At 72.2% G+C, this 20,727-nt stretch carries 17 protein-coding genes; 3 read left to right on the top strand and 14 right to left on the bottom strand.

Annotation, left to right across the window (positions count from 1 at the left end; translation table 11 throughout):
* From OG782_RS27755 to rimP, 8 genes are all read right to left on the bottom strand, one after another.
* Positions 1 to 3,732, bottom strand: coding sequence for a trypsin-like peptidase domain-containing protein (locus tag OG782_RS27755; RefSeq protein ID WP_406455443.1), 3,732 nt, complete (start codon positions 3,730 to 3,732; stop codon positions 1 to 3).
* A gap of 187 nt (positions 3,733 to 3,919) precedes the next feature.
* Positions 3,920 to 4,819, bottom strand: a complete 900-nt coding sequence (truB, locus tag OG782_RS27750) for a tRNA pseudouridine(55) synthase TruB (protein ID WP_406455441.1) — start codon at positions 4,817 to 4,819, stop codon at positions 3,920 to 3,922.
* Positions 4,816 to 5,268 carry a 30S ribosome-binding factor RbfA gene (gene rbfA / locus OG782_RS27745; protein WP_406455439.1) on the bottom strand — a complete coding sequence of 151 codons (453 nt, stop codon included), beginning with the start codon at positions 5,266 to 5,268 and terminating at the stop codon, positions 4,816 to 4,818. Before rbfA ends, truB begins: the two co-directional genes overlap by 4 nt.
* A 24-nt stretch (positions 5,269 to 5,292) precedes the next feature.
* Positions 5,293 to 5,589, bottom strand: a complete 297-nt coding sequence (locus tag OG782_RS27740) for a DUF503 domain-containing protein (protein WP_326739190.1) — start codon at positions 5,587 to 5,589, stop codon at positions 5,293 to 5,295.
* A gap of 137 nt (positions 5,590 to 5,726) precedes the next feature.
* Positions 5,727 to 8,885 (bottom strand): translation initiation factor IF-2, encoded by a 3,159-nt coding sequence (infB, locus tag OG782_RS27735; RefSeq protein ID WP_406455437.1) that lies wholly within the window; start codon positions 8,883 to 8,885, stop codon positions 5,727 to 5,729.
* Positions 8,886 to 9,028: 143 nt separating this feature from the next.
* Complete coding sequence (locus OG782_RS27730) at positions 9,029 to 9,310, bottom strand: YlxR family protein (protein WP_406455435.1); 282 nt, start codon at positions 9,308 to 9,310, stop codon at positions 9,029 to 9,031.
* A gap of 159 nt (positions 9,311 to 9,469) precedes the next feature.
* Complete coding sequence (gene nusA, locus OG782_RS27725; RefSeq protein ID WP_406455433.1) at positions 9,470 to 10,510, bottom strand: transcription termination factor NusA; 1,041 nt, start codon at positions 10,508 to 10,510, stop codon at positions 9,470 to 9,472.
* A 2-nt stretch (positions 10,511 to 10,512) separates the two neighbouring features.
* Positions 10,513 to 11,010 carry a ribosome maturation factor RimP gene (gene rimP / locus OG782_RS27720; RefSeq protein WP_406455431.1) on the bottom strand — a complete coding sequence of 166 codons (498 nt, stop codon included), beginning with the start codon at positions 11,008 to 11,010 and terminating at the stop codon, positions 10,513 to 10,515.
* A 177-nt stretch (positions 11,011 to 11,187) separates the two neighbouring features.
* Between rimP and OG782_RS27715 the strand changes: the two genes are divergently transcribed.
* The 3 genes from OG782_RS27715 to OG782_RS27705 are packed head-to-tail and all read left to right on the top strand — an operon-like array spanning position 11,188 to position 13,210.
* Positions 11,188 to 11,727: a hypothetical protein gene (locus tag OG782_RS27715; RefSeq protein WP_406455429.1), complete on the top strand. Its 540-nt coding sequence runs from the start codon at positions 11,188 to 11,190 to the stop codon at positions 11,725 to 11,727.
* Positions 11,724 to 12,248, top strand: coding sequence for a ferritin-like domain-containing protein (locus OG782_RS27710; RefSeq protein ID WP_406455428.1), 525 nt, complete (start codon positions 11,724 to 11,726; stop codon positions 12,246 to 12,248). Before OG782_RS27715 ends, OG782_RS27710 begins: the two co-directional genes overlap by 4 nt.
* A 29-nt stretch (positions 12,249 to 12,277) precedes the next feature.
* Positions 12,278 to 13,210, top strand: coding sequence for an aminoglycoside phosphotransferase family protein (locus tag OG782_RS27705; RefSeq protein WP_406455426.1), 933 nt, complete (start codon positions 12,278 to 12,280; stop codon positions 13,208 to 13,210).
* A 66-nt stretch (positions 13,211 to 13,276) separates the two neighbouring features.
* Here OG782_RS27705 and OG782_RS27700 read toward each other — a convergent pair whose 3' ends face one another.
* The 6 genes from OG782_RS27700 to dxr all read right to left on the bottom strand — a co-directional run bounded on the left by OG782_RS27700 (position 13,277) and on the right by dxr (position 20,632).
* On the bottom strand, positions 13,277 to 14,977 hold the full coding sequence (locus tag OG782_RS27700) for a proline--tRNA ligase (RefSeq protein WP_406455424.1): 1,701 nt from the start codon (positions 14,975 to 14,977) through the stop codon (positions 13,277 to 13,279).
* A 36-nt stretch (positions 14,978 to 15,013) separates the two neighbouring features.
* Positions 15,014 to 15,637, bottom strand: a complete 624-nt coding sequence (locus tag OG782_RS27695; protein ID WP_406455422.1) for a GNAT family N-acetyltransferase — start codon at positions 15,635 to 15,637, stop codon at positions 15,014 to 15,016.
* A gap of 81 nt (positions 15,638 to 15,718) precedes the next feature.
* Entirely contained in the window at positions 15,719 to 16,564 is an 846-nt protein-coding gene (locus OG782_RS27690) for a GNAT family N-acetyltransferase (RefSeq protein WP_406455420.1), read from the bottom strand.
* A 168-nt stretch (positions 16,565 to 16,732) separates the two neighbouring features.
* On the bottom strand, positions 16,733 to 17,887 hold the full coding sequence (gene ispG / locus OG782_RS27685) for a flavodoxin-dependent (E)-4-hydroxy-3-methylbut-2-enyl-diphosphate synthase (RefSeq protein WP_406455418.1): 1,155 nt from the start codon (positions 17,885 to 17,887) through the stop codon (positions 16,733 to 16,735).
* Between the two features lie 184 nt (positions 17,888 to 18,071).
* Positions 18,072 to 19,382, bottom strand: a complete 1,311-nt coding sequence (locus OG782_RS27680) for a M50 family metallopeptidase (RefSeq protein ID WP_406455416.1) — start codon at positions 19,380 to 19,382, stop codon at positions 18,072 to 18,074.
* Positions 19,379 to 20,632 carry a 1-deoxy-D-xylulose-5-phosphate reductoisomerase gene (gene dxr / locus OG782_RS27675; RefSeq protein WP_406455414.1) on the bottom strand — a complete coding sequence of 418 codons (1,254 nt, stop codon included), beginning with the start codon at positions 20,630 to 20,632 and terminating at the stop codon, positions 19,379 to 19,381. The genes OG782_RS27680 and dxr overlap by 4 nt, the downstream gene beginning before the upstream one ends.
* Between the last annotated feature and the right edge of the window lie 95 nt (positions 20,633 to 20,727).

The raw sequence follows: 20,727 nt of genomic DNA, 5'->3' as shown, positions 1-20,727 counted from the left end.
TTACGCAGGTCTAAGACTGCCATGCTCACGCCCTGCGGCCTGCATCGGCATGGGCATCGGGGCCCCGAGGGCCTCCACCGTCCGCCGGGCACTGGGACCGACGACCGCCGCCCACTCCTGCGGGGCGTCCGCCAGCCACCCGGTCACCAGTGCGCCGAATCCGGGAATGTCCCGGGCCAGTGCGACCAGCCTGCGGTCGAACAGACCGGCCCCTTCGGGGGTACGGACCAGCAGCATCCCGGTCCGGTGGACCAGGGCCCGGGTGCGGGCCGGTGAGCGCCCCGCACAGCCGGTCGCGGCGGCCCGCAGCAGGGCCTCCAGCACGATCGGGTCCCGGTACGCGGCGCCCTGCTCGAAGTCCAGCAGCACCTCGAGCAGTTCGCCCCGCAGCTGCTGCGAGGCGGGTGTGCCGGGCGAGGCGAGCACCCCGGCGAGCGAGCCCCTGACCGGCGCGGGCGCCGGGGGGTCCCTGAGCAGAGCGGTCAGCAGCGGGAGCAGCAGGGCGCGGGCGGCAGGTCCGTGCTCCAGCCTGCGGTCGAGGTACGCGGCGGTGTGCGAGGTGTCCCCGGGGTGGCCGGCGACGAAGGCGCGCACGAGTCCGGCGGCGTGCAGGGCCAGCGCGGGGGCATCGATTCCGGCCAGCGCGCGGAGCACCTCGCCGGCGCCGTCCCCGGGCCGCACGAGGCGGACCCGGTAGGCGGCCAGCACGGGCTCCGGATGGGTGGGCAGGGCAACGGCGAGCGCGGTGGCGGACGGCTGCTGCCCGTCCGACACGAAGGCCCGCAGGGCTTGCGGCAGATAGCGGTCCCTGGTGTCCGGATCGGCCACCAGGTGGGCGAGCGCCGCCCCGTGCAGGTCGGCGTCGGCGGGACGGGACAGCAGGGCGAGGCTCGCCCGGCGCAGCAGGACCCGGTCGGTGTCGCGGGTGAGACGCGGGGCGAGGAGCGCCCCGTACGAGGCGGCCGCGATCCGCCGGCTGCGGCGGTCCTCGTCGCGGGACCACCGCTCGACGGCCCGGCACAGCGCGGCCGGTTCGTCCTCGGCCAGCGCGGCGAGGAGTTCCCCGGCGCGGGGGTGGTCCGTCTCAACGAGCGCGTCGGTCAGGCCGTCCACGGCGAGGTCCCGGCGTGCGTACAGGAGTGCCTGCGCGGCGGCGGCCACGGTCGGCCGCATGCCCACGCCCTCCTCGGCGGCGAGCGGGTGCTCGTCGGTGAACCAGGTGCACAGGAGCGGCTGGAGGGTGCGCGGATGGGCGGCGAGCCGACGGGCCACCGCGTCCAGGAACCGCCCGTCGCCGTCGGCGTCGCCGCGCGGTGGCCCGTCGGCCCTCACGAGCCGCCGGAAGAGATCCATCCGGTCCGCCTCGGGAAGCCGCAGCCGCCGCCAGAACCACGGCCCGAACTCTGCGTACGCGCCGCGCGCACCGGCGCCGCCCGCATCGGCGGAGCTGCGGACGATGCGCCCGGCAAGCAGCCGGAGCACCCCGAGGTGCGGCCGGGCGTCGGGGACCCGCAGGAGCGTCTCGGAGAGCAGATGGACGGCCCACCAGCGGGCGTCACGGAACGGGGGGCCGCTGCCGGGGGCCCTGTCCGGCATGTCCCGGGCGGCGTCCGTCTCCGGGCCGCCGGGGTCCGGTACGGCGGCGGGCGCGTCCTCCCCCTCGGTCCGGGTCGCCCCGTCCGGCCGGGCCGACAGCCGGTCCAGCGCGTCGATCAGGTCGGCCAGCCGGTGGGCCAGCGCGGCCGGACCCTGCCGGCGGCCCAGCAGGAGCAGGGCCTGGATCACCGGGCCGATCCGGTGGCGGGGCACGGGCAGGGTGTGCGGATCGCCCGGTCCGCTCTGCGCGGCCGGAGCCGGTGCGGTGCCAGGTCCGCCGCCCGCACCCGGCTTGCGGGGTTGCGGGACCCGCCCGTCCGGCTCCGCCGCCGGGGCGTGCCAGCGGTGCACGAGGGCCCGCAGCGCCGAGTCGAGGTCCAGATGCGCTCCCTGGACCCAGTCGCCCAGTTCTTCGTGCGCGAAGCGGTAGCCCGCTCCCGCCGGCACCAGAAGCCCTTCGGTGAGCACCGCCGACGCCCAGCCGGCGCGCCACGGGAAGACCTCCTCGAACGAGACCCGGTCCAGCTCCCCCTGCCCGGGTCCCAGGCAGCGCCGGGCCGCCTCGTGTACCTGTCCGGCCACCCGGGCCGCCAGCCGCCGCACCGCGGTACCCCTGGGTGCCGGACGGTTCTGGGCGGCGATACGGACCGCGATGCGCAGGCACATCAGGTCGAGGTGGGCGGCGAAGACCTCTTCCGTGCCGGGCCGCCCCGGCGTGTCCGCCGGCAGTGCCGCGCGTACCTCGGCGAACAGCCGCAGGGTGAGCGGGTGCCGCTCGTGCCCGGCGGCGAGCGCGTCGGGCGGGAGTGCGTACCGCTCCCGGGCGAGCTCGGCCTGGCCCACGGTGAGGTCGCCGATGCGGACGGCCGACGGCAGCCGCCGGGCGGGGCGGGCCGGGCGGTGCAGCGCGCCGGGCGGGCAGAGCGCGCCCGCGGTCTCCCAGTGCTCGGGCCGGCAGGCGACGACGAGCCGCGCCCCGTGTTCCCGCAGCCAGCCGACGGTGCCCGCGGTCCACCCGGCCAGCCGGTGCGCCAGGACCGGCGGCATCTCCTCCGGGCCGTCCAGCAGGACGAGCAGCGGACTGCCGCAGTCCGCTGCCAGCCGTGCCACCCGTTCCGCCGTGGCGGTCGCCATGTCGCCGGTGGCCCCGGCGGCGGTGACGATGCGCCCGGCCCGGCGGAGCGTACGGGCGACGGCGTCGGCGACGGAGGTGTCCTCGGCCAGCAGGTCGGCGCCGCGCAGCCACAGGGTGAACGCCGGCACCGGGCCGCGGGCCCGTCGTGCGGCGAGCGCGGTGAGTTCGGTGGTGCGGCCGGTGCCCGGCTCTCCGACGAGGCCGAGGACGACCGCGGGCCCGCCGGTCCCCGGCGGCCGGCCGCCCGCCGCGAAGGCCTCGAACTCCGCGCTGGCATCGGGCCGTTCGACCGGGTCGGACAGGACGTCCGGGCCACCCGCGGAGCCCACGGACATGGCGGTGAGCTGGAGCGCCCCGGCGGGGTTCAGATCGTGTCCGTAGCCGGGTACCCCCATCGCGTTGCGCCGCAGCAGCTCGCCCAGCGGGCCGTCCCGGTCCGCCCCGGCCAGGGGTACCGCGCATCCGGCGGCGGCGTGTCCGGCCCGCAGTGCGGTGCCCAGCACGGCGATGACGGCGCCGCTCTCCGGGTCGAGGACGGGCCCGCCGACGGCCGCACCGCGGAGCCGGAGCGCGTCGCTGCCGTCCGTTCCGAGGGCCAGTTCCAGCGCCCGGCCGATCCGGTGGGTCAGGCCGCCGGCGGTGTACGTCACCTGGGTGGGGCCGAGAACGCGTGCCTCGCGCCAGCCGTGCGCGGCGATCGTCACATACGTACCGGCGTCGACGCGTTCCCGCAGGGCGATCGGCAGCGGCTGCGCGCCGAGCGTGTCCGGTCCCCCGGTGGGCAGGAGCGCGAGGTCCAGTTCCGGCAGGGCGGTGATGGCGTGGGCCTCGACGCGGCAGCTGCGGCCGTCGGTGCCGTGCAGGAGGAGGTGAGGGAGACCGTCGACCGCCTCGTGACTGGTCACGACCGTGCCCCGGTCGTCCGCGACGAAACCGGTCCCCCGCGGCCGGCCGGCCGGATCGCACAGTCGTACCAGCGTCGCCCGGTCCCCGCATCCCATGATCCGACGTTAGGGCGATGGTGATCGGCGCGAGAACACTCGGGGGAAAAGCGCCCCGTTTGCACCCCTGATTCACTCCGAGCGCCTGCCCATTGGGGTGAATCAGAGGTATTTGCCGGACAGAATCCGGCGGGGGACGTGGAGCGGGCACAGGGGCCCTGCCCGCTCCACGGCGGGGTTCCGGGGGTCAGGCGAAAACGGCGAGGCTCTTGGCCTTGCCCTTCTGTTCCTCGACCAGGACCAGGAACCGCCCGTCGGGCCCGAAGACCGCGACCGGCCCCGGCGGGTATGCGGGCATGTCGAGCCGCACGCCGTTCAGCAGCAGCTTGGCCCGCCGGTCGTCGACGTCCCAGCGGGGGAACGCCGAGGCGGCGGCCTCGGCCACCGGCATCACGGTCAGCTCCTCCTGGTGCTGGTCGAGCGTCCGGGCGGCGTCGATGCCGTACGGTCCGACGCGCGTGCGCCGCAGGGCGGTCAGATGTCCGCCCACGCCCAGCCCGGCACCGAGGTCACGGGCGATGGCCCGGATGTACGTACCGGAGGAGCAGACCACCGAGACGACCAGGTCGACCACCGGCGTGCCGTCCTCGGCGACGGCCTCACGGACGTCGTAGACCTGGAAGGACGAGATGGTCACCGGCCGGGCCGGGATCTCGAACTCCTCGCCGCCGCGCACCCGTGCGTAGGACCGCTTGCCGTCGATCTTGATCGCGCTGACCTTGGACGGCACCTGCATGATGGCGCCGGTCTGGGCGGCGACGCCCGCGTCGATCCCCTCACGCGTCACGCCGGAGGCGTCGGTGGACGAGGTGATCTCGCCCTCCGCGTCATCGGTGACGGTGTCCTGGCCGAGCCGGATCGTACCGAGGTACTCCTTCTCGGTCAGCGCGAGATGGCCGAGCAGCTTGGTGGCCTTCTCGACGCCGAGCACGAGCACGCCGGTCGCCATGGGGTCCAGCGTGCCGGCGTGGCCGACGCGGCGGGTCCGGGCGATGCCGCGCATCTTGGCGACGACGTCGTGCGAAGTGAAGCCGGACGGCTTGTCGACGATGACAAGGCCGTCCGGCGTCTTGTTCTGCGCTGTCATTCGGAGGCGGTGTCCTCGTCGGTGTCGTCCTCCGGCTTGCGGTACGGGTCCGCGTCGCCCGCGTACGCGGCGCCCGAGGACGCCTCGCGCACCTTGGCGTCCGAGGCCCGTGCCCGGTCGAGGAGGTCCTCGATCGCCTTGGCGTTCTCGGGCAGCGCGTCCGCCACGAAGGCGAGGGTCGGGGTGAACTTCGTCCCCGCCGCCGAACCGACCGCGGAGCGCAGGATGCCCTTGGCGCTCTCCAGGCCGGCCGCCGCGCTCGCCCGGTCCTCGTCGTCGCCGTAGACCGTGTAGAAGACCGTGGCCTCCCGCAGGTCGCCGGTGACGCGGGTGTCCGTGATGGTCACGTGCGTACCCAGGCGCGGGTCCTTGATTCCGCGCTGCAGTTTCTCGGCGACCACCTCCTGGATGAGGTCCGCCAGCTTCTTAGCCCGCGCGTTGTCGGCCACTGGTCCGTCTCCTTCTCGCCTTGCTCAATCGTCTTCGTCGCTGTGCAGCCGCCGCCGTACGGACAGCAGCTCCACTTCCGGCCGGCCGGCGACCAACCGCTCGCACCGGTCGAGTACGTCTGTGAGGTGTCCGGTGTCCCCGGAGACCACGGCGAGGCCGATCTCGGCCCTGCGATGGAGGTCCTGACCGCCCGTCTCCGCCACGCTCACCGCGTACTTGCGCTGGAGCTCGGCAACGATCGGACGGACTATGGAGCGCTTCTCCTTCAGCGACCGTACGTCGCCGAGAAGCAGATCGAAGGACAGTGTCCCCACATACATGTGTGTCCGGATATCCCGCCGGTTCGGGTTCGCGCCCCGCCGGTGATTGGCAGGGACACAAGAACCGTACACGGAACGGCCGGGGCCGATCGACGGATATACGTCCCGTCGACCGGCCCCGACTGTTGAGGTACGGGTCAGCCTCGCGGCTTCTCGCGCATCTCGTACGTCGCGATGACGTCGTCGATCTTGATGTCGTTGAAGTTTCCGAGGTTGATACCGCCCTCGAAGCCTTCGCGGATCTCGGTGACGTCGTCCTTGAAGCGGCGCAGACCGGAGATGTTGAGGCTCTCCGCGACGACCTTGCCGTCACGCAGCAGGCGCGCCTTGGTGTTGCGCTTGACCTCGCCGGACCGGACCAGCACACCGGCGATGTTGCCCAGCTTGGACGAGCGGAAGATCTCGCGGATCTCCGCCGTACCGAGCTCGACCTCTTCGTACTCCGGCTTGAGCATGCCCTTGAGGGCCGCTTCGATCTCTTCGATCGCCTGGTAGATGACCGAGTAGTACCGGACGTCCACACCTTCGCGGTCGGCCATCTGCGCGGCACGCCCTGCGGCGCGCACGTTGAAGCCGATCACGATGGCGTCGGAGCCGGTCGCCAGGTCGATGTCCGACTCGGTGACCGCACCCACACCGCGGTGCAGGACCCGGATGTCGACCTCTTCACCGACGTCGAGCTGGAGCAGCGAGGACTCGAGAGCCTCCACCGAACCGGACGCGTCGCCCTTGATGATGAGGTTGAGCTCCTGGACCAGACCGGCCTTGAGCGCCTCGTCCAGGTTCTCCAGGGAGAACCGGACACCCTTGCGGGCGAAGTTGGCGTTGCGCTCACGAGCGGCACGCTTCTCGGCGATCTGACGGGCCGTACGGTCCTCGTCGACGACCAGGAAGTTGTCGCCGGCACCCGGGACGTTGGTGAGACCCAGCACGAGGACGGGGGTCGAGGGACCCGCTTCCTCGACGTTCTCGCCCTTGTCGTCGAGCATCGCGCGGACTCGGCCGTACGCGTCGCCGACCACCATCGTGTCGCCGACCCGCAGCGTGCCTCGCTGGACCAGGACGGTCGCAACGGCACCGCGGCCGCGGTCGAGGTGGGACTCGATCGCAATACCCTGCGCGTCCTGCTCCGGGTTGGCCCGCAGGTCGAGCGAGGCGTCGGCGGTGAGGACGACGGCCTCCAGAAGAGCCTCGATGTTGAGGCCCTGCTTGGCGGAGATGTCGACGAACATCGTGTCGCCGCCGTACTCCTCGGCCACCAGACCGAACTCGGTGAGCTGGCCGCGCACCTTGGTCGGGTCCGCGCCCTCGACGTCGATCTTGTTGACCGCGACCACGATCGGCACGTCGGCCGCCTTGGCGTGGTTCAGCGCCTCGATCGTCTGGGGCATCACACCGTCGTTCGCCGCCACCACGAGGATCGCGATGTCGGTGGACTTCGCACCACGTGCACGCATGGCGGTGAACGCCTCGTGACCCGGGGTGTCGATGAAGGTGATCCTGCGGTCCTCGCCGTTGACCTCGGCGCCGACCTGGTACGCACCGATGTGCTGCGTGATGCCGCCGGCCTCGCCCGCAATGACGTTCGTCTTGCGGATCGCGTCCAGCAGCCGGGTCTTACCGTGGTCGACGTGACCCATGACGGTCACGACCGGCGGACGGGAGACCAGGGCCTCTTCGCCGCCCTCGTCCTCGCCGAACTCGATGTCGAAGGACTCGAGCAGCTCGCGGTCCTCCTCCTCGGGGCTGACGATCTCGAGGACGAAGTTCATCTCGTCCGCGAGGAGCTTCAGCGTCTCGTCGGAGACGGACTGCGTGGCAGTGACCATCTCGCCGAGGTTCATCATCACGCCGACGAGCGACGCCGGGTTGGCGTTGATCTTCTCGGCGAAATCGGTGAGGGAGGCACCGCGCGACAGCCGGACAGCCTGTCCGTTGCCACGGGGCAGCATGACGCCGCCCACCGACGGGGCCTGCATGGCCTCGTACTCCTGGCGCCTCTGCCGCTTCGACTTGCGGCCACGACGCGCGGGACCGCCGGGACGGCCGAAGGCGCCCTGCGTGCCACCACGGCCACCGGGGCCACCGGGACGTCCACCGAAGCCGGGACGACCGCCGAAGCCGCCGCCACCACCGGGACGGCCTGCGCCGCCACCGCCACCGCCGCCACCGGGACGACCGGCGAAACCGCCGCCACCGCCACCGGGACCGGCCGGACGGCCTGCGAAGCCGCCGCCGCCACCGGGACGGCCTGCGCCGCCACCGCCGCCGGGACGACCGCCGCCACCACCGGGACCACGGCCACCGCCGGGGCCACCACCGGGACGCGGGCCGGCAGCGGGACGCTGCGGCATCATGCCCGGGTTGGGACGGTTACCGCCGGCGCCGGGGGCGCCGCCGGGACGAGGGGACTGCGGGCGCGGCATGCCGCCCGGAGACGGACGTGCGCCGCCCTGACCCTGGCCCTGGCCCTGCGGGCGCGGGGCGCCGCCGGGGCCGCCCTGCGGACGCGGGGCGCCGGGGCGCTCCGAGCCGCCACCGGGACGCGGGGCGCCGCCGGGACGGGGCGACTGCGGACGGGCCATGCCCGTCGAGCCACCGGAGGTGAAGGGGTTGTTGCCCGGACGGGGACCGGCCGGACGTGCGCCGCCGGGGCGCGGGGCGCCCTGGCCCGCGGGGCGTGCGGGGCGCTCGGCGCCACGCTCTCCACCGCGGCCGCCGTCACGCTGGCCACCGTCACGGCCACCGTCGCGCTGACCGCCGGCCGGAGCCGGACGGGCCGTTGCGGGGCGGGGGCCCGGGGTGGCACCCGCGGGACGCGGGGCCTGCTGCTGCTGCGGTGCGGCCGGCTGGGCCGGGGCCGGAGCCGAGAACTCGGCTGCGGGCACCGGGGTGACCGGGGCGGCCTTCGGTGCCGGCTTGGGGCCCGGACGCGGGCCCGCGGACGGCGCGGAAGGTGCGGTCGCAGCGGGGGTGGTGCTCGCCGGGGCTTCGGCAGCGGCCGGCTTGGGAGCCGGTGCGCCGGGCTTCGGGGCACCGGGACGTGCCGCAGCGGCCGGGGAGGGCGCTGCGGGCTTCACGGGCGCGGCCTTGCGGGGCGCGCCGGGCTTCGCAGCGGACTTGCCGGCGTTGCCGCCGGGCCCCTGCAGTGCGTCAGTCAACTTGCGTACAACCGGCGCCTCGATCGTCGAGGACGCCGAACGTACGAATTCACCGAGTTCTTGGAGCTTGGCCATGACGACCTTGCTCTCAACCCCGAACTCCTTGGCGAGTTCGTATACCCGGACCTTAGCCACTTCGCTCCTTTTAGGTCCGGGTTACCGCCGGACCGTCGCTACTTCATGGGCGTACTCATCGCGTACTCATCGAGTGCTCATCGCAATCTCGACCTACTTCCAACTCGCGAGGTACCTGACCGCACGGGGACCCGTGCCGTTCGTTATTGCGGTGTCACCCGCTCGACAAACCGCTGTACTGCGGCGGGGTCGAACGGCCCCTTGGCCTTGAAGGCCCGGGGGAATGCCCGGCGGCGAACCGCCAGGTCCAGACAGACGGAGACGGGGTGCAGATATGCACCCCGGCCGGGCAGCGTACCGCGCGGATCGGGGACGCATGCGTCCTCGTCCACCACGATGCGCAGCAGCTCGCTCTTGGCCGCTCGCTCCCGGCATCCCACACAGGTTCGCTCAGGGCAAGCGCGGGCTTGCGTCCGGCCAGACACGTTTAAGTCTACCTCCCCGTATCGACCTCACCCCTTTGGGGCAAAAATCGAACGGATGTTGTCGTGATCTCAGCGGCGAGCCGACGGGATCTGTTCCCGGACGCCGTGTTCCGGCCGGTCCGCGGCGGGCTCGGATTCCCGCCGCGGACCGTCACCGGTTCAGCGTCGTTCGGAGCGCTCCCGGGCCCGCTCGGCCCGCTCGCGGTCGGCGACATCGCGCTCGGCGTCGGTCTCGGTGTCCGGGCGGATGTCGATGCGCCAGCCGGTGAGACGGGCGGCGAGACGGGCGTTCTGCCCCTCCTTGCCGATCGCCAGCGACAGCTGGTAGTCGGGCACGGTGACCCGGGCGGAGCGCGCTCCGAGGTCGACGACCTCGACCTCGCTCACCCGTGCGGGCGACAGCGCGTTGGCGACCATCTCGGCCGGGTCGTCCGACCAGTCCACGATGTCGATCTTCTCACCGTGCAGCTCGGCCATGACATTGCGCACACGTCCGCCCATCGGGCCGATGCAGGCGCCCTTGGCGTTGAGGCCGGAGCGGGTGGAGCGGACCGCGATCTTGGTGCGGTGGCCGGCCTCGCGGGCGATCGCGCAGATCTCGACGGAACCGTCGGCGATCTCCGGGACCTCCAGCGCGAAGAGCTTCTTCACCAGGTTGGGGTGGGTCCGCGACAGCGTCACCGACGGACCGCGCACACCCTTGGCCACCCGTACGACATAGGTGCGCAGCCGCAGGCCGTGGGTGTACTCCTCGCCCGGCACCTGCTCCTGCACCGGCAGGATGGCCTCCAGCTTGCCGATGTCGACCAGGACGTTCTTCGGGTCCTTGCCCTGCTGGACGACGCCGGTGACGACATCGCCCTCGTGGCCCGCGTACTCGCCGAAGGTCCGGTCGTCCTCCGCGTCACGCAGCCGCTGCAGGATGACCTGCTTGGCGGTGGTCGCGGCGATCCGGCCGAAGCCCGACGGGGTGTCGTCGAACTCCTTGGGCTCCTGGCCCTCCTCGAGGTCGGCCGGGTCCTCCTTCGCCCACACCGTCACGTGGCCGCGCTCGTTCAGCTCCACACGCGCCCGGCGGTGGCTGCCGTCCGTGCGGTGGTACGCGATGAGGAGGGCCGACTCGATCGCCTCGACGAGCACGTCGAACGGGATCTCCTTGTCCTGCGCCAAGCCCTTCAGAAGCTTCACATCGATGTCCACGGCTACGCCTCCTCTTCCTTCTTGTCCTTGCGGTTGAATTCCAGCTCCACGCGCGCCTTGGCGATCTCGTCGAAGGCGATCCGGCGGGAGGTGGGCTTGCGGCCCTTGACGCCCGGCACCTCGAGATCGAGGCCCTCTTCGTCGACCGCGAGGATGCGGGCCACCAGCTCGCCGCCCTCGGTGAGGGTCAGCCTGGCGAGGCGGCCGGTGGCCCGTACGTAGTGGCGGTGCTCCGTCAGCGGACGGTCGGCACCGGGAGAGCTGACCTCCAGGACGTACTCGTCCTCGCCCATGGCGTCGGTCTCGTCGAGCTTCTCGGAGATGGCGCGGCTCAGGTCCGCACAGGCGTCGAGCTCCACGCCCTCTTCGGAATCCACGATGACCCGCAGCACCCGGCGACGGCCGGCCCGGGACACTTCGATCTCTTCCAGATCCAGCTGCTCGGCGCTGACGAGCGGTTCGAGCAGCCCGCGCAGCCTCTCGCTCTGGGTGGTGCTCATCCGGGTGACTCCTCGGCCGCGTGTGCTGTTGTGGGGATCGTCGCGTGTCAGGTCAAAGGGTATCCGGTCCCGGGGGGTGTTGCCGTCCGTCGGCCCCGCGACCGCGGGTACGCTCACGTGCGGTGATCACTTCAGGACAGATCCAGTCAACTTAGGTCCAAGCCCGAAGGAGAACAGGTGCGGCGTACGGGGACGACGCGCAGGGGTGCGCTCACGGCGGCGGGAACGATCGCCATGGGTGCCGTGCTGGCCGGCTGCGGAAGCGGCGGCGACGACGAGAGCGCCGGCCGCAAGGGTTCCGCCCGGACCGACGCGCGGACCGCGGCGGACCGGGCTTCGGGGGCGCGGTCGGAGAAGACGCTCCGGGCGAGCGCCGCACGCACCACCGCGACCCTGCTCGCGGGCTATGAACACATCCGCACGGCCCATCCCGCGACCGCCGCCGCGATCACGCCGATGCACGATGCCGTCCGCGCCCATCTGAAGGCCCTCGCACCGGGAACCGGGGACACGCTCGGCTTCGCCCGTTCACGGGCCGGCGGCCCCGCGGCCGCGGTCAGGGAACTGGCCGCGGCGGAGCGCCGTGCCGCGGCCTCGCACACGGAGGCTCTCCTGAAGGCCCCGCCGGAACTGGCCCGGCTGCTCGCCTCGGTGGCGGCGGCCTGCTCCGCCCATGCCTATCTGCTGACCGAACTGGCCAAGGAGACCTCCGCATGAGCGACGGGACGCTTCGGGCGGCGCAGGCCGCGCTGGCCGCCGAACACGCCGCGGTGTACGGGTACGGAGTGGCGGGCGCCCGGGTCGCCGCGGGCCGCCGGGCCGAGGCCACGGCCGCGTACCACGCCCACCGGGCCCGCCGGGACGCGCTGGTGCGGACGGTGCGCGACCTGGGCGGTGAGCCGGTGGCCGCGGACCCCGCGTACGCTCTGCCGTTCGCGGTACCGGACGCCGCGGCGGCGGTACGGCTGGCCGCCGTACTGGAGGACAGGGTCGCGGACGTCTACTCCGACCTCGTACGGGCCTGTGAGGGGCCGTTGCGGCGGTCTGCGGCGGACTCGCTGCGGGAGGCCGCGGTGCGCGCGGTGCGCTGGCGCGGCAGCGGCGTACCCTTTCCCGGGCTCGCCGAGCGGGCCGCCGACGGATCCCGCACCGACGTAACTGATGAGACGGGCGGGACGACGGGGGCCGGAGCGAAGGCCGGGTCCGACGCGAAGGACCGGACCGGCGCGACGCACTGAAGAAGGCTCTGAAAGGGAACACGGCACGTATGGGTTTTGAACCGCCGCAGCGTCTGGTGCGAGCGCTCGGCGAGTCGTACGGGGATACGGCCGCCGGGGACTGGCTCGCGCGGCTGCCCGCGCTGACCGGCGAGGCGCTGGCCGCCACCGGCCTCGAACCGGCCGTGGAACGGGTCGCCGCCCCGGGCGGGCGCAGCAGCCTGGTCCTGCTGGTCCGGGGGGCCGACGGCACCCCGGCGGCGCTGAAGATCTGCCCGTCCGGGGCCGCACCCCAGCTCGAAAGGGCGGCGCTGGCGCACTGGAACGGCTGGGGCGCGGTGCGGTTGATGGTGCCCGGCGACGACGTGCTCCCCGCTCAGGACGGCACCGGCGCACTGCTGCTGGAGCGGCTGCATCCGGAGGTGTCGCTGCGTTCGCTCCCGGAGGCGAAGGCGCTCCTGGAGGCGGCCGGCACGGTACGGCGGCTCTGGGTCGACCCGCCCGCCGAGCACCCCTTCGAGACGGTCGCGGAGCGCACCGGCCTGCGGACCGGAGCGATGCGGGCCGCCGCCGGGGCGGATCCGGCCCTGGAGCCCCTGGTCTCGGCGGCGCTGGCGGCACGCGAGGAACTGGTCGCCCACTCCCCCGAGGCCCTGCTGCTGCACGGCAACTTCCGGCAGAGCAAGGTGCTCTCCGGTGAGCGCGCGCCCTGGCTCACGGTCGGTCCGGAGCCGCTGGTCGGCGAACGGGCCTACGATCTGGCGCGGCTGGTGCGGGACCGGGTCGAGGACCTGATCGCCTCGCCCGGTGGCGCGATGACGGCCCGGCGCAGGATCAAGAGGCTCGCGGACGCCCTCGATGTGGACCGCGAGCGGCTGCACGGCTGGACGCTGTTCCGTGCCGTGGAGTCGGGCACCCGGGCGCTGACGGCCGGGCGCCGCGAGGAGGGCGAAGTGACGCTGGAGTTCGCGGGCTGGCTGTAGCCCCCGCCCTGCGCCGAAGGGCCCCGCACGAAGATCCGTGCGGGGCCCTTCGGCCTGCCGGGAGGGTCAGCTCTGCTCGGTCAGGCGGGCGATCGCCTCGTCGACCGTGAGCTCCTCGCGCTCGCCCGTGCGGCGGTCCTTCAGCTCCAGGACGCCCTCGGCCGAACGGCGGCCGGCGACCAGGATCTTCGGGACGCCGATGAGCTCCGAGTCGGTGAACTTGACGCCGGGCGAGATCCCCGGGCGGTCGTCGACCAGGACCCGCAGACCCGCGGCGTTCAGCTTCTCGGAGACCTCCAGGGCCAGCTCGGTCTGGAGCGCCTTGCCCGCGGCGACGACGTGCACATCGGCCGGGGCGATCTCGCGGGGCCAGCACAGGCCCTTGTCGTCGGCGGTCTGCTCGGCGAGGGCGGCCACCGCGCGGGAGACGCCGATGCCGTACGAGCCCATCGTGACGCGGACGGGCTTGCCCTGCTGGCCGAGGACGTCGAGGGAGAAGATGTCGGCGTACTTGCGGCCGAGCTGGAAGATGTGGCCGATCTCGATGGCGCGGTCCACCTGGAGGCCGGTGCCGCACTCGGGGCAGGGGTCGCCGGCCTGGACGACGACGACGTCGAGGTACTCGTCGACCTCGAAGTCGCGGCCCGCGACGACGTTCTTCGCGTGCTTGCCCTCCTGGTTGGCACCCGTGATCCAGGCGGTGCCGGCGGTGACGCGGGGGTCGGCGATGTAGCGGACCTTCTCCAGCCCCTGCGGGCCGACGTAGCCGCGTACCAGGTCGGGGCGGCCCACGAAGTCCTCGGCGGTGACGAGCTCGACGACAGCCGGGGCGAGGTGCTCACCGAGCTTGCCGAGGTCGACCTCGCGGTCGCCGGGCACGCCCACGGCGACGATCTCGCCGTCGACCTTGACCAGCAGGTTCTTCAGGGTGGCGGAGGCCGGGACGCCGAGGTGGGCGGCGAGGGACTCGATGGTCGGGGTGTCGGGGGTGTCCAGCTCCTCGACGGGGCCGGTCGCCGAACCGTCGACCGGGGTGGCCTTGAAGGTCACGGCCTCGGTGTTGGCGGCGTAGTCGCAGTGCGGGCAGTCGACGAAGGTGTCCTCGCCGGCGGGCGCGGGGGCGAGGAACTCCTCGGAGGCGGAGCCGCCCATGGCGCCGGAGACGGCGGAGACGATGCGGTGGTCGAGGCCGAGCCGCTCGAAGATCCGGATGTACGCGCCGCGGTGCAGCCGGTACGCCTCGGCGAGACCCTCGTCGGTGGTGTCGAAGGAGTACGAGTCCTTCATCTGGAACTCACGGCCGCGCAGCACACCGGCGCGGGGACGGGCCTCGTCGCGGTACTTGGTCTGGATCTGGTACAGGATCACGGGCAGGTCCTTGTAGGACGAGCACATGTCCTTGACGATCTGGGTGAAGACCTCTTCGTGGGTGGGGCCCAGGAGGTAGTCGGCGCCCTTGCGGTCCTTGAGCCTGAAGAGCAGGTCGCCGTACTCGTCGTACCGGCCGCTCGCCTCGTAGGCCTCCTTGGGCAGCAGCGCGGGAAGCAGGACCTCCTGGCCGCCGATGGCGTCCATCTCCTCGCGGACGACGCGGGTGATGTTCTCCAGGACCTTCTTGCCGAGCGGCAGCCAGGACCAGATGCCGGCCGCGGTGCGGCGTACGTATCCGGCCCGGACGAGCAGCTTGTGGTTGAGCGTCTCGGCGTCCGCCGGGTCGTCGCGCAGTGTCTTGATCATCAATCGGGACATGCGCTGGACCTGGGCCATGATGAACTCCTGCTCGGAAGGGTGATGTGCAGGAGGTTAGCCGGGTGGCGGGGGCGGGCGGAAATCGATTGGTGCCGGCCGGTCCCGGTCCGGCACCCGGCGGAGCAGCGGAAGGGGCGCTCCCATGACCGCGTACGGCTTGGGGGCGCTGGGGAACAGCACCTGCCGGGCCAGGTCCTGGTAGCCGAGGGAGCGGTAGAGGGCGCGCGCCGGACTGTCCGTGTCGATGGCGGAGAGGATGGACCGGGGCTGGTCGACGGCGTCCGTGACGGTGGTGATCAGCGCGCGGCCGATGCCCTGGTTCTGGAACTCCGGATGGACGTGCAGTTCGGTGATCACGAAGGAGTCGTCGAGCCAGCGTGCGGAGCCGGTGGCCCGCAGATAGGGCTCGACGACGGTGGACCACCAGTGACCGCGTTCGTTCGGCATGCCGTAGACGAAGCCGACGAGCCGGCCGGTGGGGGTCAGCGCGCCGAGCGCACGGGCGCGGGGGTGGTCGAGGTGTCTGAGGACGATGTGGCGGCGTACTTCGATCTCGTCGGCGCCGAGGCCGAAGGCGACGGCCTGCACGGCGAGCGCCTCGTCCACACGTGCGGCGAGATCGATCGGCCCGACCTGGACGCTGGAGGTGTGGGGGCCGCCCCCCGAAGCTGCTGCCATGGAGAGACCCTACTGTCCGTGGCGGGGGCGCGTGGTACGGACCGGGCGGCTCGTCCGGATCGTGCGGTGCGCCCCGCCGGGTCAGAAGAGCACGCTCATGAACGCGCCGACCTCGCGGAAGCCGATCCGGCGGTAGGCCCTGCGCGCGGGGGTGTTGTAGTCGTTCACGTAGAGGCTGACGATCGGCGCGACATCGGTCAGCGCGTGGCGCAGCACGGCGGCCATACCGGTCTCGGAGTGTCCCCGGCCGCGGAACTCCGGGGCCACCCAGACCCCCTGGATCTGGCAGGCCTGTGCGGTGGTGGCGCCGATCTCCGCCTTGAAGACGACCTTGCCGTCCTCTATCCGGGCGAAGGAGCGGCCGGCTCCGATGAGCTCGGCGACGCGGGCCTGGTAGAGGAGTCCGCCGTCGCCCGCGAGCGGGGAGATGCCGACCTCCTCGGTGAACATGGCCACGCAGGCCGGCATGAGGACGTCCATCTCGTCCCTGCGGACGCGGCGGACGTGCGGATCGGGCGCCACATCCGCGGAGGGGCTCTCGGCGAGCATGAGGGGCTGGTTGGCCCGGACCTCCCTGGCGGGGCCCCAGCCCGGTTCGAGCAGCCGCCACAGCTCTGCGGTGGGCTCGGCCGGGCCGACGATCGAGGAGCAGCGGCGGCCGGCCCTGCGGGCGCGGTCGGCGAAGGCCCTGACGGCTTCGGGGGTCGCGCAGATGGGGACGAGGTTGGCCCCGGAGTAGCACAGGGAGCGCAGGTGGCCGTCGGCGTACCAGCCCCACATCTCGCCGCCCAGGCGCCAGGGGTCGAGGCCGGCGATCTGGACCCGGGATGTCACGAAGGCGTTCGCTACGGGTTCGCTCTCCAGTACGGCGAGGGCGGCGCCGAGGTCGCCGGGTTCGAGGACCCGGGTGGTGGTCTGCGTCAACACGAGGGGGCCTCACCATACGGTCTGCTGATTTCCGCACTGTACCCAAAGAGGCCGGAGGGCGCCGCCTGTGGCCGGGAAGAGCTCCGGCGGGACGCGGTGAGCTCGCTCACGCACGGCGCCCCGCGCGGAGGGTTCCTCCGGCGGGGCGCTGTCACGGGTTTCATGGGTTCAGCTGATGGAGACCTCGGGCTCGCCGGAGGCGATGCCGTCCTTCTCCATCTGTTCGGCGATCTTGAGGGCCTCTTCGATGAGGGTCTCGACGATCTTCGACTCGGGGACCGTCTTGATGATCTCGCCCTTGACGAAGATCTGGCCCTTGCCGTTGCCGGAGGCCACACCGAGGTCGGCCTCGCGTGCCTCGCCGGGGCCGTTGACGACGCAGCCCATCACGGCGACCCGCAGCGGCACCTCCATGCCCTCCAGGCCCGCGCTGACCTGGTCGGCGAGCTTGTACACGTCCACCTGCGCACGGCCGCACGACGGGCAGGACACGATCTCCAGCCGGCGCTGCTTGAGGTTCAGCGACTCCAGGATCTGGAGACCGACCTTGACCTCCTCGACCGGCGGCGCGGACAGCGAGACGCGGATCGTGTCACCGATCCCCTCGCTCAGCAGCGCACCGAACGCGACGGCCGACTTGATCGTGCCCTGGAACGCGGGACCCGCCTCGGTCACGCCGAGGTGCAGGGGGTAGTCGCACTGTGCGGCGAGCTGCCGGTAGGCGTTCACCATCACGACCGGGTCGTTGTGCTTCACCGAGATCTTGATGTCGCGGAAGCCGTGCTCCTCGAACAGCGAGGCCTCCCACAGCGCCGACTCCACCAGCGCCTCGGGCGTCGCCTTGCCGTACTTCTTCATCAGCCGCGCATCGAGCGAACCCGCGTTGACGCCGATCCGGATCGGCGTACCGGCGTCGTTCGCCGCCCGCGCGATCTCCTTGACCTTGTCGTCGAACTGCTTGATGTTCCCGGGGTTCACCCGCACCGCGGCGCAGCCCGCGTCGATCGCCGCGAAGACGTACTTCGGCTGGAAGTGGATATCCGCGATCACGGGGATCTGCGACTTCGAGGCGATCGTCGCCAGCGCGTCCGCGTCGTCCTGCGTGGGACACGCGACCCGCACGATCTGGCAGCCCGAGGCGGTCAGCTCCGCGATCTGCTGGAGCGTGGCGCCGATGTCCGACGTACGCGTCGTCGTCATCGACTGAACCGAAACCGGCGCGTCCCCACCGACCGCCACCGACCCGACCTGGATCTTGCGGCTGACCCTCCGGTCGGCGAGCTTGGTCGGAACGGCGGGCATTCCGAGAGAAATCGCAGTCATGCGCTGAGCATCCCCAAGGTGTGGATCAAGGTCCCGAGATCGGCGGGCTCCGGTCTTCGAGGTTACGGCACCGAGGGCGCCATGGAGCACATGGCGTCCGGCGCCCTCGCAAAAAGTGGGCCACCGGACGCATCGCGCGCATCAGCCGTCGCTCGGGGCGCGGGCGGTGCGTCCGGCGTACCGGTCAGCTGATCTTGACCGGGTTGACGACGTCGGCGACCAGGACGAGCAGGGTGAAGCAGATGAAGACTCCGGCGACCACATAGGCGACCGGCATCAGTTTGGCGACGTCGAAAGGACCCGGGTCGGGGCGCTTGAAGATCCGCGCCGTGTGCCGGCGGAACGCCTCCCACAGGGCGCCCGCGATGTGGCCGCCGTCGAGCGGCAGCAGCGGCAGCATGTTGAAGAGGAACAGCGAGAGGTTGAAGGTGGCCAGCACGAACAGCATCATCGCGACCTGGTTCTGTGCGGGAACGTCCAGGTTCATCACCTCGCCGCCGATCCTGGCCGCGCCGACGACGCCCACCGGGGAGTCGGCCGCGCGCTCACCGTCCGAGAAGGCCGCGTCCCACAGGGCCGGGATCTTGGACGGCAGGGCGATGATCGAATCGACGCCGTTCTCGATCATGTCGCCCATGCGGACGACGGAGTCACCGAAGGAGAGCGGGACGATCTCCGTCTGCGCCGCGAACCCGAGGTAGCCCGCCGAGACGTACTCCCCCGGGACCACCTCGCCGTCGGAGTCCTTCTTCAGCACGGCGTTCTTCTTGAGCACGGCGTGGAGGGTCTTCTCCTGCCCGTCGCGCTGGACCGTGATGGTGGCGGGGCCGGTCGTGTCGCGGATCTTGTCGGAGAGTTCGGACCACTCGTCGATCTTCTGGCCGTTGAAGGCGACGATCTTGTCGCCCACCTTCAGCCCCGCCGCCTGCGCGGGCGAGACCGGGTCGGACTTCTTGCAGGTGTCCCGCTTCTCGCTCTGCGAGATCACGCACTTCTGGACGCCCGCGACGTCGGTCGTCTGCGTCTGGAATCCGAAGGTCATGGCCACGCCGAGGAAGATGGCCACGGCCAGGATCAGGTTCATGAACGGTCCGGCGAACATCACGATGACGCGCTTCCACGGCTTGCGCGTGTAGAAGAGCCGCTTCTCGTCGCCGGGCTCCAGCTCCTCGAAGGCGGCGGATCTGGCGTCCTCGATCATGCTGCGCCAGGGCGAGGTGGACCGCGCCTCCACCCTCCCGTCGGCTCCCGGCGGGAACATCCCGATCATGCGGATGTAGCCGCCGGCCGGGATGGCCTTGATCCCGTACTCCGTGTCGCCCTTCTTCCGCGACCAGATGGTCGGGCCGAAGCCGACCATGTACTGGGGGACGCGGATGCCGAAGAGCTTCGCGGTCGACAGGTGGCCCAGCTCGTGCCAGGCGATGGAGAACAGCAGGCCGACGGCGAAGATTGCGATGCCGAGAATGGTCAGCAGGATCGTCGTCATACTCATGCGCGCGCCTCCGCGGTGGCCTTGGCCGAGAGTTCCCGGGCCCGGGTCCGTGCCCAGGCCTCCGCTTCAAGGACGTCCGCGACCGTCAGCGAAGTTCCCGTCGCGGGTGTTCCGTGCTCGGACACCACTGCGGTGACCGTGTCCATGATGCCGTTGAAGGCCAGCCGTCCGGCCAGGAAGGCGTCCACGCACTCCTCGTTGGCCGCGTTGAACACCGCCGGCGCGGTGCCGCCCAGCGTTCCCACGTGCCGGGCGAGCCCCACGGACGGGAAGGCCTCGGTGTCGAGCGGGAAGAACTCCCAGGAGGAGGCCTTCGTCCAGTCGAAGGCGGGTGCCGCGTCGGGGACGCGCTGCGGCCAGCCGAGGCCGATCGCGATCGGTCCGCGCATATCGGGCGGGGTGGCCTGGGCGAGCGTGGACCCGTCGGTGAACTCCACCATGGAGTGCACGTACGACTGGGGGTGGACCACGACCTCGATCCGGTCGAAGGGGATGTCGTAGAGGAGGTGCGCCTCGATGACCTCAAGGCCCTTGTTCACCAGGGTCGCCGAGTTGACCGTGATGACCGGGCCCATGGCCCAGGTCGGGTGCGCCAGGGCCTGTTCCCTCGTGACGTCCGCGAGTTCGTCCCTGGTACGTCCCCGGAACGGGCCGCCGGACGCGGTGACGACGAGCCGGCGCACATCGGCGCGGGTGCCGGCCGCGAGCGCCTGGAAGAGCGCGGCGTGCTCCGAGTCGACCGGGATGATCTGCCCGGGTGCGGCGAGCGCCTTGACCAGCGGGCCGCCGACGATCAGCGACTCCTTGTTGGCGAGCGCCAGCGTGCGGCCCGCCCGAAGGGCGGCCAGTGTGGGGGCGAGACCGATCGAGCCGGTGATGCCGTTGAGCACGGTGTGGCAGTCGCTGCCGGCCAGCTGTGTGGCCGCGTCGGGTCCGGCGACGATCTCGGGAAGCGGCTCCCCGGGCCCGTACTCGTTCCCCAGCGCCTCGCGCAGGGCCGGTACGGCCCCGGGAGTGGCGACCCCCACCGTGCGCACCCCCAGCCGGTGCGCCTGCTCGGCGAGGAGGCCTACGCGGCCGCCTGCCGCGGACAGCGCGGTGACGCGGAAGCGGTCGGGGTTGCGCAGCACCAGGTCGATGGCCTGGGTGCCGATGGACCCGGTGGAGCCGAGGATGACGAGATCCCGGCGGCCGTCCGTGGCGTCGAAGACGGCGTGCGGGTCGGCGAGGGGGGCAGGACTGTCGCTCATGCCCCCCATTGTTGCCGCTTCCGCTGTGCGTGGGGACAGGGCGTCCCCGGCAGACGCCCGATTGAGATCTTGCCGCTGCTCCGGCGGGCCGGGCG

This window comes from Streptomyces sp. NBC_00876, assembly GCF_045207435.1.
Classification (GTDB): domain Bacteria; phylum Actinomycetota; class Actinomycetes; order Streptomycetales; family Streptomycetaceae; genus Streptomyces.
This window is presented reverse-complemented; position numbering and strand designations above follow the sequence as displayed.

Bases quoted from the DNA above. Each gene is read 5' to 3' on its own strand.
- OG782_RS27755 (WP_406455443.1), bottom strand. From the start codon at position 3,732: ATGGGATGCGGGGACCGGGCGACGCTGGTACGACTGTGCGATCCGGCC.
- truB (WP_406455441.1), bottom strand. From the start codon at position 4,819: ATGACAGCGCAGAACAAGACGCCGGACGGCCTTGTCATCGTCGACAAG.
- OG782_RS27740 (WP_326739190.1), bottom strand. From the start codon at position 5,589: ATGTATGTGGGGACACTGTCCTTCGATCTGCTTCTCGGCGACGTACGG.
- rimP (WP_406455431.1), bottom strand. From the start codon at position 11,010: ATGAGCACCACCCAGAGCGAGAGGCTGCGCGGGCTGCTCGAACCGCTC.
- OG782_RS27710 (WP_406455428.1), top strand. From the start codon at position 11,724: ATGAGCGACGGGACGCTTCGGGCGGCGCAGGCCGCGCTGGCCGCCGAA.
- OG782_RS27705 (WP_406455426.1), top strand. From the start codon at position 12,278: ATGGGTTTTGAACCGCCGCAGCGTCTGGTGCGAGCGCTCGGCGAGTCG.
- OG782_RS27700 (WP_406455424.1), bottom strand. From the start codon at position 14,977: ATGGCCCAGGTCCAGCGCATGTCCCGATTGATGATCAAGACACTGCGC.
- OG782_RS27695 (WP_406455422.1), bottom strand. From the start codon at position 15,637: ATGGCAGCAGCTTCGGGGGGCGGCCCCCACACCTCCAGCGTCCAGGTC.
- ispG (WP_406455418.1), bottom strand. From the start codon at position 17,887: ATGACTGCGATTTCTCTCGGAATGCCCGCCGTTCCGACCAAGCTCGCC.
- OG782_RS27680 (WP_406455416.1), bottom strand. From the start codon at position 19,382: ATGAGTATGACGACGATCCTGCTGACCATTCTCGGCATCGCAATCTTC.
- dxr (WP_406455414.1), bottom strand. From the start codon at position 20,632: ATGAGCGACAGTCCTGCCCCCCTCGCCGACCCGCACGCCGTCTTCGAC.